The 12322-nt window shown below is 70.7% G+C and carries 14 protein-coding genes, 1 tRNA gene and 1 riboswitch; of the genes, 4 read left to right on the top strand and 11 right to left on the bottom strand.

Annotated elements, in window-relative coordinates:
- Positions 1-21: 21 nt before the first annotated feature.
- The 4 genes from ACGFYH_RS08795 to ACGFYH_RS08780 are packed head-to-tail and all read right to left on the bottom strand — an operon-like array spanning position 22 to position 3520.
- Positions 22-831: a DUF1707 domain-containing protein gene (locus ACGFYH_RS08795; RefSeq protein WP_393802411.1), complete on the bottom strand. Its 810-nt coding sequence runs from the start codon at positions 829-831 to the stop codon at positions 22-24.
- A 33-nt stretch (positions 832-864) separates the two neighbouring features.
- Positions 865-1836 carry an ATP-binding cassette domain-containing protein gene (locus tag ACGFYH_RS08790; RefSeq protein ID WP_393802611.1) on the bottom strand — a complete coding sequence of 324 codons (972 nt, stop codon included), beginning with the start codon at positions 1834-1836 and terminating at the stop codon, positions 865-867.
- Between the two features lie 33 nt (positions 1837-1869).
- The gene (locus ACGFYH_RS08785; protein ID WP_393802410.1) at positions 1870-2721 is read right to left on the bottom strand and encodes an ABC transporter permease; all 852 of its coding nucleotides are present in this window, start codon (positions 2719-2721) and stop codon (positions 1870-1872) included.
- Complete coding sequence (locus ACGFYH_RS08780) at positions 2714-3520, bottom strand: ABC transporter permease (RefSeq protein ID WP_393802409.1); 807 nt, start codon at positions 3518-3520, stop codon at positions 2714-2716. Before ACGFYH_RS08780 ends, ACGFYH_RS08785 begins: the two co-directional genes overlap by 8 nt.
- 264 nt (positions 3521-3784) lie before the next feature.
- On the opposite strand from ACGFYH_RS08780, the gene ACGFYH_RS08775 reads away from it, so the two are divergent.
- Entirely contained in the window at positions 3785-6235 is a 2451-nt protein-coding gene (locus tag ACGFYH_RS08775; RefSeq protein WP_393802408.1) for a transglycosylase domain-containing protein, read from the top strand.
- 12 nt (positions 6236-6247) lie between these two features.
- On the opposite strand, the gene ACGFYH_RS08770 is transcribed toward ACGFYH_RS08775, so the two are convergent.
- The 3 genes from ACGFYH_RS08770 to ACGFYH_RS08760 form a co-directional block, all read right to left on the bottom strand.
- The gene (locus tag ACGFYH_RS08770; protein WP_393802407.1) at positions 6248-6568 is read right to left on the bottom strand and encodes a DMT family transporter; all 321 of its coding nucleotides are present in this window, start codon (positions 6566-6568) and stop codon (positions 6248-6250) included.
- A 31-nt stretch (positions 6569-6599) separates the two neighbouring features.
- A riboswitch (guanidine-III (ykkC-III) riboswitch) is annotated at positions 6600-6671 on the bottom strand.
- Positions 6672-6729: 58 nt separating this feature from the next.
- Entirely contained in the window at positions 6730-7086 is a 357-nt protein-coding gene (locus tag ACGFYH_RS08765; protein ID WP_393802406.1) for a GroES family chaperonin, read from the bottom strand.
- 23 nt (positions 7087-7109) lie between these two features.
- The gene (locus tag ACGFYH_RS08760) at positions 7110-7442 is read right to left on the bottom strand and encodes a DUF3618 domain-containing protein (RefSeq protein WP_393802405.1); all 333 of its coding nucleotides are present in this window, start codon (positions 7440-7442) and stop codon (positions 7110-7112) included.
- 92 nt (positions 7443-7534) lie between these two features.
- Between ACGFYH_RS08760 and bcp the strand changes: the two genes are divergently transcribed.
- Together bcp and ACGFYH_RS08750 are read left to right on the top strand one after the other, a co-directional pair.
- Positions 7535-8002: a thioredoxin-dependent thiol peroxidase gene (gene bcp / locus ACGFYH_RS08755; RefSeq protein WP_393802404.1), complete on the top strand. Its 468-nt coding sequence runs from the start codon at positions 7535-7537 to the stop codon at positions 8000-8002.
- A 335-nt stretch (positions 8003-8337) separates the two neighbouring features.
- Positions 8338-8420, top strand: a tRNA-Leu gene (locus ACGFYH_RS08750).
- A gap of 43 nt (positions 8421-8463) precedes the next feature.
- Here the strand turns inward: ACGFYH_RS08750 and rdgB are convergent.
- The 4 genes from rdgB to ACGFYH_RS08730 all read right to left on the bottom strand — a co-directional run bounded on the left by rdgB (position 8464) and on the right by ACGFYH_RS08730 (position 10763).
- A complete protein-coding gene (gene rdgB / locus ACGFYH_RS08745; protein WP_393802403.1) occupies positions 8464-9066 on the bottom strand; it encodes an RdgB/HAM1 family non-canonical purine NTP pyrophosphatase in 603 nt (200 codons plus the stop codon).
- Between the two features lie 54 nt (positions 9067-9120).
- Positions 9121-9525 (bottom strand): hypothetical protein, encoded by a 405-nt coding sequence (locus ACGFYH_RS08740; RefSeq protein ID WP_393802402.1) that lies wholly within the window; start codon positions 9523-9525, stop codon positions 9121-9123.
- Between the two features lie 167 nt (positions 9526-9692).
- On the bottom strand, positions 9693-10430 hold the full coding sequence (gene rph / locus ACGFYH_RS08735) for a ribonuclease PH (RefSeq protein ID WP_393802401.1): 738 nt from the start codon (positions 10428-10430) through the stop codon (positions 9693-9695).
- A 99-nt stretch (positions 10431-10529) separates the two neighbouring features.
- Positions 10530-10763 (bottom strand): glucose PTS transporter subunit EIIB, encoded by a 234-nt coding sequence (locus ACGFYH_RS08730; RefSeq protein WP_393802400.1) that lies wholly within the window; start codon positions 10761-10763, stop codon positions 10530-10532.
- Positions 10764-10921: 158 nt separating this feature from the next.
- Here ACGFYH_RS08730 and ACGFYH_RS08725 point away from each other — a divergent pair, with 158 nt between their 5' ends.
- Positions 10922-12217 (top strand): PTS transporter subunit EIIC, encoded by a 1296-nt coding sequence (locus ACGFYH_RS08725; RefSeq protein WP_393802610.1) that lies wholly within the window; start codon positions 10922-10924, stop codon positions 12215-12217.
- Positions 12218-12322 lie beyond the last annotated feature (105 nt).

Genomic DNA, 12322 nt, shown 5'->3' with positions numbered 1-12322 from the left:
CGCCCGCGTCCGGGGCGGCGCTCAGTTCTCCCGGCGCCGCTCCCGTTCCAGCTCGCGCTCCCGCTCCCGGTTCTCGCCGTGCGGGTCGTGGAGGCCGTGGCGGGAGGGGTCCAGCTCCTTGCGGCCTGACCGGCGCTCCAGCCGGACCCGGTCCCGCTCCTGGCGGCGCTCCAGCTTCTCCTGCCGGCGCTCCTCCTTCAGCCGCTGCCGCTCGGCCCGCGTCACCTTGCGCTCGACGCCGACGCCGCCCCAGAAGGCGAAGCCCGTCACGACCACGCGCGGCGCGCCCGGGTCGCCGGGGACGCCCTCCTCGCGGTGGTCGAAGCCGCCCATGATGCCGATGCCGCGCACGATCACCTCGACGCCCGGCGGCACGATCACGTTCATCCCGCCCATGACCGCGACGCAGTTGATCACGACCTCGCGGTCGGCGAAGTCCGCCTCGCGCAGGTCGATGTCCCCGCCGCCCCAGAACGCGAAGGAGTTGAACCGCCTGGGCACCGTCCAGCGCCCCTTGCGCTGGAAGCCGGACATCACGGCGACCGCCCAGGTCGACGACCCCTCGCGGCCGGTGACCCGGCCCGCCCAGCCGTCGCCCCGCCCGGCCTCCTCGGCCATCGGCACCCGGGGCGCCGCGCCCTCCCCGCCGACCGGCAGGTCCCGGGTGATCGGCGCCAGCTCCCCGTAGGTCCGCGCGCCGTACGTGGCGTCCAGCCGCTCCTCGAACTCCGCCATGTCCAGCCGTCCCTCCGCGAGGGCGTCGCGCAGGACCTCGGCGACTCGTTCACGGTCGGCGTCGGAGGCGCGGAGTTCCAGGGCGTCGTCGGTCATGTACAGCAGCCTACGAGGTCACCGCGCCGGACACTACGCGCTCGTGCGTTCCGCATACATCCTCGCGATCACCGACTCGATGTCCGGCTCCCGCACCGACAGGTCCACCAGCGGATACTCCGCCGCGATCCGCGCCACCAGCCCCGCCGCCGACGCCGACGCCGGGAACGCCAGCCACTGCCGCGGCCCCTCCACCCGCACCACCCGGGCGGGCTCCGGCGCCCGGATCGGCGGCAGCTCCCGTTCCAGGTCCACCACCAGGGTGCGTTCGCTCTCCCCCGCCTCGTGCAGGCCGTCCAGCGGGCCGTCGTACATCAGCCGCCCGTGGTCGATCACCATCACCCGGGAACACAGCTGCTCGATGTCCTGGAGATCGTGCGTGGTCAGCAGCACCGTCGTGCCGCGCTCGCTGTTCAGGTCCCGCAGGAAGCCCCGCACCTTGGCCTTGGAGACGACGTCCAGGCCGATCGTCGGCTCGTCCAGGTACAGCACCTCCGGGTCGTGCAGCAGCGCCGCCGCGATGTCGCCGCGCATCCGCTGGCCCAGCGACAGCTGTCGCACCGGCACGTCCAGCAGCTCCCGGAGCCGGAGGAGTTCGACGCAGCGGTCCAGGTTCTCGCGGTAACGGGCGTCCGGGATGCGGTACATGCGGTGCATCAGCCGGTAGGAGTCGATCAGCGGCAGGTCCCACCACAGCGTCGTCCGCTGCCCGAAGACGACGCCCATACGGTGTGCCAGCCGGGTCCGCTCCCGGGACGGGTCGACGCCGGCCACCCGCAGCCGGCCGCCGCTGGGCGTCAGGATGCCGGTGAGCATCTTGATCGTGGTCGACTTCCCGGCACCGTTCGGGCCGATGTAGCCGACCATCTCCCCGCGCGACACGGTGAACGACAGCCCGTCCACGGCCCGCACCCGCCGCCGCTCCCGCCTCATGAAGCCCGTCTTCCCGCGCACGTCGAAGACCTTCTCGACGCCGTCGAGCTCGATGAAGGCCGCGGCGCCCACCTCGGTCACCCTCTCCAATTCCCTCAGCTCCCCTCAGCTCCCCGTGCTCCGGTACGAACGCAGCCCCGCCCGCCAGGCCACCCCCGCCAGCGCACAGCAGGCCGCCGCCGCGAGCGGCGGCGTGAACGCCACCCACTCGGGCAGGTCCAGCGGATACGGCCGCCCCAGCACATAGCCCGCCGGCAGCCAGTTGACGAACGCCAGCGGCACCACGAACGTCACCCCGCGCACCAGGTCAGGCGCGAACACCGTCGGCGGGTACTGCAGCATCGTCGTACCGCCGTAGGTGAAGGCGTTGGACACCTCCGAGGCGTCCCGCGCCACGAACTGGAACGCCGCCGCCGCCACGAACACGGCGCAGAAGATCCCGGCCCCGCTGAGCAGGGCCACCGGCAACAGCAGCAGCTTCGCCGCCGTCCAGTCGATGTCCACGACCGCGAGCGCGTACCCCAGCACCAGCAGCCCCTGCGCCACCCGGCCCAGCCGGCGCAGCCCGAACCGGTCCGCCGCCACCTGCGCGAGCACCGGCGCAGGACGCACCAGCAGTGTGTCCAGCGTGCCGTCGCGCACCCGGCGCCCCAGCCGCTCCATCGAGCCGATCGCCAGGTCGGCGAGGCCGAAGGACACCCCGGACAGCCCGTACAGGAACGCCACCTCGGGCAGCGACCAGCCGCCCAGCGCGTCGACCCGGGAGAACATCAGCAGGATCGCCACGAAGTCCAGCGCGGTCATCGCGAAGTTCCCGACCGTCGTCAGCGCGAACGACGTCCGGTACGCCATCGTCGACCTGATCCACATCCCGGCGATCAGCCGGTACGCGCGCAGTCCCTCGACGACCCGGCCGCGCCGCACGTCCCGCTCGGCCGCAGGAGACGTCTCAGCCACCCTGGACCACCACCCGTCGGGTCGCCGCCGACTGCACCAGCCGGCCCACCGCCAGCAGCACCACCGCCCAGGCCGCCTGGAAGACGAACGTCCCCAGCGGATCGGCCTCGCCCAGCAGCACGTCCGCCGGCGCCTGGAGCAGCGACGACCACGGCAGCACCCGCACCACCTCGCCGAGCGCCCCGGGGAACACGTTCAGCGGCAGCAGCATCCCGGAACAGAACAGTCCCGCCAACCACGCCATCTGCGTCACCCCCGTGCCGTCGAGCAGCCAGAAGGCCGAGAGCGCCACCAGATACCGCAGTGCGAAGCCCACCAGCATCGCCAGCCCCACCGCCACCAGGAACGCCGCCCACGCGGACACCTCCCGCGGCAGCGCCACCGGGAAGAACAGCGCCCCGAACGCGAACGGCACCATTCCGCGCCCCAGCAGCTGGAACAGCGCCCGCCCCGCGTCCGCCGCCAGCCACCACAGCTGGAGATCCGCCGGCCGGTACAGATCCACGGCGACGTCACCCGTACGGATGCGCTCCATCAACTCGTCCTCGAACCCGCCGCCCCCGATCGCCAGCGCCGCCAGCAGCGCCTGCCCCAGCCACACGAAGGTCACCGCCTGCGCCTGGTCGTACCCTCCGAGCTGCGGTTTCTCGTCCCACAGGGCCAAATAGGTGTATACCAGGATCAATCCGAAGACGGTGTTGGTGAACACCCCGGCGGCGGTGGCCGCCCGATAGGTCGCGTACCGTCGGAATCCCCCCGCCGCGACGGCCAGGTACAACCGCCCCGAGCCCACGCCCACAGCCCTCCCCCTCCGACCGGCACCGAAGCGCAGGAGCCTAGTGCGGCCGCGACCGCCCCTGCCACGGAATTTCACGGGTGTGCCGTCGAGTGGGAACGGAACGCCCGGTGCGAGAGTCTTCTCCGGAGGACCTCGGAAGGCGCGAGACGATCTTCGGAGGGCGCCGAGGGCGCGGAGGCGTACGAGACCAGACCGTACGACGCGAAAACCGTACGATGCGAAAACCGTACGAAGCGAGAAGCGAAACAGGAGTCCGTGCACGAGATGAGTGACGAGCCGCAGCCGCAGCAGCCGGACCAGGGCTGGGCACCGAGAGAGCCACAGGCGGCCGGCGAGGGTCGGACGGAACAGCCGGAGCAGCCGGGACAGGCGGGGGAGGCCCGGAAGCCCAAGCGCCCCAAGCGCACCGGATGGCGCCGGCTGATCCCGACCTGGCGCACCGTGCTGAGCACCATCGTCATCGGCCTCATGCTGGTGATCGGCGGATTCTTCCTCGGCTACCACCTCGTGCGGATCCCCGCCGCCAACGCGCTCGCCACCAAGCAGTCCAACGTCTACCTGTACGCCGACGGCGGCGTCCTCGCCCGCGACGGCGAGGTCAACCGGGAGAGCGTCGGCCTCGCCCGCATCTCCAAGGACGCCCAGCACGCCGTCCTGGCCGCCGAGGACCGCGACTTCTACACCGAGTCCGCCGTCGACCCCGGGGCAATGGTCCGCGCCGGCTGGAACACGGCCACCGGCAAGGGCAAGCAGTCCGGCTCCACGATCACCCAGCAGTACGTCAAGAACTACTACCTGGGCCAGGAACAGACCGTCACCCGCAAGGTGAAGGAGTTCTTCATCTCGATCAAGCTCGACCGGGAGAAGAGCAAGAGCGAGATCCTCGAGGGCTACCTCAACACCAGCTTCTTCGGCCGCGGCGCCTACGGCATCCAGGCCGCCGCCCAGGCCTACTTCGGGGTCGACGCCAAGGATCTCACCGCCGCCCAGGGCGCGTACCTCGCCTCCCTGCTCAACGCCCCCAGCCAGTACGACGTCGTCGCCCACCCCGAGAACCGGCCCGCCGCCGAGGCCCGCTGGAACTACGTCATGGACGGCATGGCCGACAAGGGCTGGCTCACCCCCTCCGACCGCGCCGCCGCCGAGTTCCCCAAGCCCAAACAGTCCACCATCTCCACCGGCATGTCCGGACAGCGCGGTTACGTCGTCAACATCGTCAAGAAGTACCTGATAGAGCACGACATCGTCGCCGAGGAAGAACTCGACCGCGGCGGCTACCGCATCACCACCACCCTGCAGAAGGACAAGCAGGACGCCTTCGTCAAGGCCGTCGACGACAAGCTGATGTCCCAGCTGGACGAGAAGGAACGCAAGGTCGACACCTACGTCCGCGCCGGCGGTGCCTCCGTCGACCCGAGGACCGGCAAGGTCGTCGCGATGTACAACGGCATCGACTACGTCAAGCAGTACACACCCAACGCCGTCCGCCGCGACTTCCAGGTCGGCTCCACCTTCAAGCCCTTCGTGTTCACCTCCGCCGTCGAGAACCACTCCGAGACGCAGGACGGCCGCACGATCGACCCGAACACCACCTACGACGGCACCAGCGAACGCCCCGTCCAGGGCTGGACCGGCGGCCGCTACGCCCCCGAGAACGAGGACCACCGCGACTACGGCGACGTCACCGTCCGCGAAGCCACCGACAAGTCCATCAACGCCGTGTACGCCCAGATGGCCGTCGACGTCGGCTCCGACAAGGTCAAGCAGACCGCGATCGACCTCGGGCTCTCCCCGAACACCCCCGAACTGACCCCCTCCCCCTCCATCGCCCTCGGCGTCGCCACCGCCAGTCCCCTCGACATGGCGGAGGCCTACGCGACCCTCGCCAACCACGGCAGGCACGGCTCCTACACGCTGGTCGAGAAGGTCATGAAGGACGGCAAGCAGAAGGTCGAGCTGCCGGAGCGGCGCGAGAGCCAGGCCGTCAGCCGCGAGTCCGCCGACACCACCACCTCGGTCCTGCGCAGCGTCGTCCAGAACGGCACCGCCACCGCCGCCCAGGCCGCCGGCCGCCCCGCCGCGGCCAAGACCGGCACCGCCGAGGAGGACACGGCCGCCTGGTTCGCCGGCTACACCCCCGAACTGGCCACCGTCGTCGCCGTCATGGGCCAGGACCCGAAGACCGCCGACCACAAGCCCCTCTACGGCGCCATGGGCCTGCCGCGCGTCAACGGCGGCGGCGCACCCGCCGAGATCTGGAGCCAGTACACCCGCACCGCCCTCAAGGGCGAACCGGTCACCGACTTCGACCTCCAGCTCCAGGCCGGCGCCGACGTCACCGCGCCCCCGTCCAGCGACTCCTCGGACGAACCCGGCAGCGGCGACGAGAGCGGCGGCAGCGACCCCGACGACGAACCCACTGGCGACGAGGACGGCACCGGCACCCGGACCCCGGGCGGCACCGGCGGCCACAGCACTCCGCCCGGCGACTCCGGCGGCAACGAGTCCGGTCCCCCCTCGACCGGCGGCGGCACCCCCACCACGGGCGGCGCCGGCACCGAACCCGGGCCCACCGGCGGCGGCGACGGAGGCGGCGACGACTCCTCGAACGGCGGCACCACCGAGGGCGGCGGGGACACCGACGGAGCGGGCGGCGGCGGCTCGGACACCGCGGGCACGGTCGCCGGCATCCCCGTCACACCCCGACGCCAGTGACGCCGCGCCGGGTCAGTGACCCGAGGTCGCCTTCAGACCCACCACGGCGACCAGCAGCAGACAGATGAAGAAGATCCGGGCGGCGGTCGCCGGCTCCCCCAGCACGACCATGCCGAGCACCGCCGCACCGGCCGCGCCGATCCCCACCCACACGCCGTAGGCGGTACCGATGGGCAGCGTCCGGGCCGCGTACGACAGCAGCAACATGCTCACGACGATCCCGGCACCGGTGAACACACTCGGCCACAGCCGCGTGAAACCGTCGGTGTAGGTCATCCCGACCGACCAGCCGACCTCTAGCAGACCGGCGACGACGAGCAGAACCCACGCCATGACAGGCACCTCCGCGAACGAACTGAACGGTGGTGCGTCGTCTTTTCCCTCAGCCCGGTACGGCGCGTCTCGTCGGGTGCGCCCACGGTAGCAAAGGCACGGGAAAGGGGCCGGTGACACCGGTCACCAGCCCCTGCTGCGGCACCGCCGCGGCCCCGCCTCTACAGATAGAGGCCGGTCGAGTCCTCGGACCCCTCGAACCGGTCCGCGGCCACGGCGTGCAGATCACGCTCACGCATGAGCACGTAGCCCACACCCCGCACCTCGACCTCCGCACGGTCCTCCGGGTCGTACAGCACCCGGTCGCCCGGCTCCACCGTCCGTACGTTCTGCCCGATCGCGACGACCTCGGCCCAGGCCAGCCGCTTGCCGACCGCCGCCGTGGCGGGGATCAGGATGCCACCCCCGGAACGCCGCTCGCCCTCACCGGAGTCCTGCCGCACGAGTACGCGGTCGTGCAGCATCCGGATGGGCAGCTTGTCGTCCTGGGGACCGTGCTCGTTTCTCTTGGCGCTCACGCCACGAACCTACCCGCCCCCGCTCAGCGCCGGCGCCGCCGGGTGCCGCCCAGGGCGAGCAGCCCCACGACCCCGGCCACCACCAGCACGGCCGGCACGACACGCTCCATCCGCGGCGCGCCCTGCTCGTCCACGAACTGCGACTTCACATCGCTGACCACCCGATTGGCCTGCACGTAGGCCCGCCCCAGCGTGTGATCGACGCTGGAAGCGACCTTGGCCTTCGCATCGCCCACGATCGTCTTCGGGTGCACCCGCATCCCGAGCTCGTCGAGCGTCTCGGCCAGCACCTCGCGGCGGCGCTTGATGTCCGCCTCGATCTGCGCCGGGGTTCTGATGTCCGACGTGTCCGCCACCGTACGCCTCCGAAGTCTTCCGACACTGTCCCGGACAGTCTGTCAGCTACTCGCCCCGCCGCACTGTCAGGACCCCCGGTTACGCTGGATCGATGAGCGAGCGACTCCAGCCCGGGGACCCGGCCCCCGCCTTCACCCTCCCGGACGCCGACGGCAACGAGGTGTCCCTGTCCGACCACAAGGGCCGCAAGGTCATCGTCTACTTCTACCCTGCCGCGCTTACCCCCGGCTGCACGAAGCAGGCCTGCGACTTCACGGACAACCTGGAGCTGCTGACCGGCGCCGGGTACGACGTGATCGGCGTCTCCCCCGACAAGCCCGAGAAACTCGCCGAGTTCCGCGAGACGGAGTCCCTGAGGGTCACCCTCCTCGCCGACCCGGACAAGAAGGTCCTCGACGCGTACGGCGCCTTCGGCGAGAAGAAGAACTACGGCCGCACCTACATGGGCGTCATCCGCTCCACGGTCGTCGTCGACGAGGAGGGCAAGGTCGAGCGGGCTCTGTACAACGTCCGCGCGACGGGCCACGTGGCCAAGATCATCAAGGACCTGGGCGTCTGAGGTCCCCCTCGGGGCCCGTACCGGCATCGGCGGGTTCCGACCCGGTACGGGCCCTGCCGCATTCCGTGCGCGACTGTCCGGCAAACGGTTTCCCGCTCCGTACGAGGCTGCGCACGCGTGGCCGGGACGGAGGGGACGTGAGGGTGACCAGTGCGTACGGCCGGGAGCGGCCGGAGGAGGCGGCTCGGGGGCGCGGACGTTGCCGGATGCGTGGTGCGGCCGGGTGGACTGCCGACCTCGGGCTGCCGTGCCGCAGTCGCCACGCCTCCACGGGCACCTGGTGCCGAGGAGGCCGGGGTGGGCAAGTGGCCGACGACCGGTAGCATGGCCGCATTGCGGCCGTTGCTGAATGGTATAAGCAGAGGTTTTAGGTGCCTCGGGGCATTTGCCCATGTGGGTTCGACTCCCATCGGCCGCACCCACGCAGGGGCCGCCCGCACGGACGGCCCCTCACCCATGTCTCACCCCAGCAGCTCCCGCATCACCGGCACCAGTGCCCTGAACGCCTTCCCCCGGTGGCTGATCGCGTTCTTCTCCTCCGCCGTCAGTTCCGCGCAGGTGCGGGTCCCGCCCTCCGGCTGGAGGACCGGGTCGTAGCCGAAGCCGCCCGTGCCGGCCGGGGCGTGGCGCAGGGTGCCCCGCAGCAGGCCCTCGACCACGCGCTCCGTGCCGTCGGGCAGGGCGAGGGCCGCCGCGCAGGCGAAGTGGGCGCCGCGGTGTTCGTCGGCGATGTCGCCGATCTGGGCGAGGAGGAGGTCGAGGTTGGCCTTGTCGTCGCCGTGGCGGCCGGCCCAGCGGGCGGAGAAGATGCCGGGGGCGCCGTTCAGGACGTCGACGCAGAGGCCGGAGTCGTCGGCGACGGCGGGCAGACCGGTGGCCCGGGCGAGGGCGTGGGCCTTGAGGAGGGCGTTCTCGGCGAAGGTGACGCCGGTTTCCTTGACGTCGGGGATCTCCGGGTGGGCGTCCGCGCCGACGAGTTCGTGGGGCAGGCCGGCGTCGGCGAGGATCGCGCGGAGTTCGGTGATCTTGCCGGCGTTGCGGGTGGCGAGGATGAGGCGGGTCATGGGGTCAAGTATCCCGGGCGCCCGCCGGGCTTTCGGCACCCGCTCCGACGAGCGTTACGGCGTGCAGACCTTCGTCAGTTCGCCGGCGGCGTCGGTGACGGGGCTGAGGTCGGGGGTGTCGTCGCCGTTCTCGACCGAGGTGCGGACGTTGTCGACGGCCTTGCCGAGGTTGTCGACGGCCTGGTTGACGTCGGCGTTGTCGGTCTGGTCGCCGATCTCGCCGAGGTTCTTGTCTATGGAGTCGAGGGACTCCTCCCACTGGGTGGGGTCGGACGTGTTCTCCACCGCCTGCTGGAGTTCGGTGACGCTGTCGGCTATGGCGTCGGCGGTGCGCACGCAGTCGAGTGCCTTGTCGACGGCGTCGCAGCCGGTGGTGAGGCCGGCCGTCAGGGCGATGGCCGCCGCGGTGGCGACGGCGGTGGCGGTGCGGCGAAGGCGGCGGTGGCGGCTCGCGGCCATGGATCTCGGTCCTCCCCTGGGGACAGGGCCGGGCGGCCCGTGTGCCGGCGTCGGGCGTACGGCGTGGTCTGCCGTACGCCCGTGGTGCTGTACTGCTGGGGACGCGGTGGCGGGCGGCCGAGTTGCGCGTGCGGCCGCCTTTCCTCGATGCGCCCTTGATGTCCCCTTTACCTTTCGAGGGTCGCGTCGAGGGCCTTGTGCTGGAGTTCGGCGAGTTCCGCGCAGCCGGCGGTGGCGAGGTCGAGGAGGGTGTTGAGTTCGTCGCGGGCGAAGGGCTCGGCCTCGGCGGTGCCCTGGACCTCGACGAAGCGGCCGTCGCCGGTGCAGACGACGTTCATGTCGGTGTCGGCGCGGACGTCCTCCTCGTAGCGGAGGTCGAGGAGCGGGGTGCCGCCGACGATGCCGACCGAGACGGCGGAGACGGTGCCGGTCAGGGGCTTGCGGTTGGCCTTGATCAGTTTCTTGGCCTGGGCCCAGGCGACGGCGTCGGCCAGGGCGACGTAGGCGCCGGTGATGGCGGCGGTGCGGGTGCCGCCGTCGGCCTGGAGGACGTCGCAGTCCAGGACGATGGTGGTCTCGCCGAGTGCCTTGTAGTCGATGACCGCGCGCAGGGAGCGGCCGATGAGGCGGCTGATCTCGTGGGTGCGGCCTCCGATGCGGCCCTTGACGGACTCGCGGTCGCCGCGGGTGTTGGTGGCGCGGGGGAGCATGGCGTATTCGGCGGTGACCCAGCCTTCGCCGCTGCCCTTGCGCCAGCGGGGGACGCCTTCGGTGACGGAGGCGGTGCAGAGGACCTTGGTGTCGCCGAAGGAGACGAGGACGGATCCTTCGGCGTGCTTGCTCCAGCCGCGTTCGATGGTGACGGGGCGGAGCTGCTGGGGGGTGCGGCCGTCGATGCGTGACATGCGGGTGAGCCTAGCGGCCCACGGCGAAGGGGCCTTCCCCGCTGTGGATACCGACGGAGTTCCACGGCTGAGAGGGCCCCTCGCGGGTGAGCCGGTCGCTCACATCATGTCTTCGATCTCCGCGGCGATCGGGTCGGCGTCGGTGCCGATGACGACCTGGATGGCGGTGCCCATCTTGACGACGCCGTGGGCGCCGGCGGCCTTGAGGGCGGCTTCGTCGACCAGCGCGGGGTCGTTGACCTCGGTGCGGAGTCGGGTGATGCAGCCTTCGATCTCGTCGATGTTGTCGATGCCGCCGAGGCCGGCGACGATCTTCTCAGCCTTGTTGGCCATGTTCCTTCTCCCTGATCCGTACCGCTTTGTCGCAGTAACCCACAGTTGGCTCATCTTCGCGAGCCATCGTGCGGTGGGTACCGAATGATGGCGTCACGACGGCGGAGCCGTCCGTCAACTGGTCTACACCAGTGTACCGGCGACCGAACGGAGACCGGATGAGTGCCGACAGCGCGGTCAGCCCCGCTCGCGTCCGCTGGAACAAGGTGTTCCAGGGGTTGCAGAAGATGGGTCGCAGTCTTCAGTTGCCCATTGCGGTCCTGCCCGCCGCGGGCATTCTCAACCGGCTGGGCCAGCCGGACGTGTTCGGGGACGACGGTCTCGGCTGGTCGAACGTCTCGAAGGTGATGACCGGTGCGGGCGGCGCGCTGCTGGACGGCTCGCTGGGGCTGCCGCTGCTGTTCTGTGTGGGTGTGGCCATCGGGATGGCGAAGAAGGCCGACGGTTCGACGGCGTTGGCGGCGGTGGCGGGGTTCCTCGTCTACTTCAATGTGCTGCGTCAGTTCCCGGAGGACTGCCCTGAGGGGTCGGAGGCGCTCCCGCAGGTCGGCTGTCGGCTGACCGACGGTTCGGGGACGGTGACGGCGTTCGTCTTCCAGAATCCGGGGGTGTTCGGCGGCATCGTGATGGGCTTGCTGACGGCGTACTTCTGGCAGCGGTTCCACCGGACGAAGCTGGTGGACTGGCTGGGCTTCTTCAACGGCCGCCGCCTGGTGCCGATCATCATGGCGTTCGTGGCGATCGTGTTCGCGGCGCTGTGCCTGTGGGTGTGGCCGCCCATCGGTGACGCGCTGGAGAGCTTCAGCGACTGGCTGAACGGGATCGGCGCTTGGGGTGCCGGGGTGTTCGGGCTGGCGAACCGGGCGTTGCTGGTGATCGGCCTGCATCAGTTCCTGAACGTGCCGATGTGGTTCCAGTTCGGTTCGTACACGAAGCCGGACGGCACGGTGGTGCACGGTGACATCAACATGTTCCTCGCGGGCGACCCGAACGCTAGCCAGTTCACGACGGGCTTCTTCCCGATCATGATGTTCGCGTTGCCGGCGGCGGCGCTGGCGATCACGCACTGCGCGAAGCCGCACCGGCGCAAGGAGGTCGGCGGCCTGATGCTGTCGGTGGCGCTGACGTCGTTCGTGACGGGCATCACGGAGCCGCTGGAGTACTCGTTCCTGTTCATCGCCCCGTTGCTGTACGCCGCGCACGCGGTGCTGACGGGGGTGTCGATGGCGGTGACGTGGGCGCTGGGGGTGAAGGACGGGTTCAGTTTCTCGGCGGGTCTGATCGACTACGTCATCAACTGGAACCTGGCGACCAAGCCGTGGCTGATCATTCCGATCGGGCTGTGTTTCGCGGTGGTGTACTACGTGGTCTTCCGGTTCGCGATCACGAGGTTCGACCTGAAGACCCCGGGGCGGGAGCCCGAGGACGAGGTGGAGGACGTCACGAAGGGATAGACCTCACGCACCCTCGCGTACCCTTTGACCGTGGTCCCACGAAGGCCCCCGGACCTCCGTCCGGGGGCCTTCGGCACGCCCTCGCGGGCGCGTGAGCTGGGGACT

It is taken from the genome of Streptomyces sp. NPDC048392 (assembly GCF_043200575.1).
GTDB lineage: Bacteria > Actinomycetota > Actinomycetes > Streptomycetales > Streptomycetaceae > Streptomyces.
This window is presented reverse-complemented; position numbering and strand designations above follow the sequence as displayed.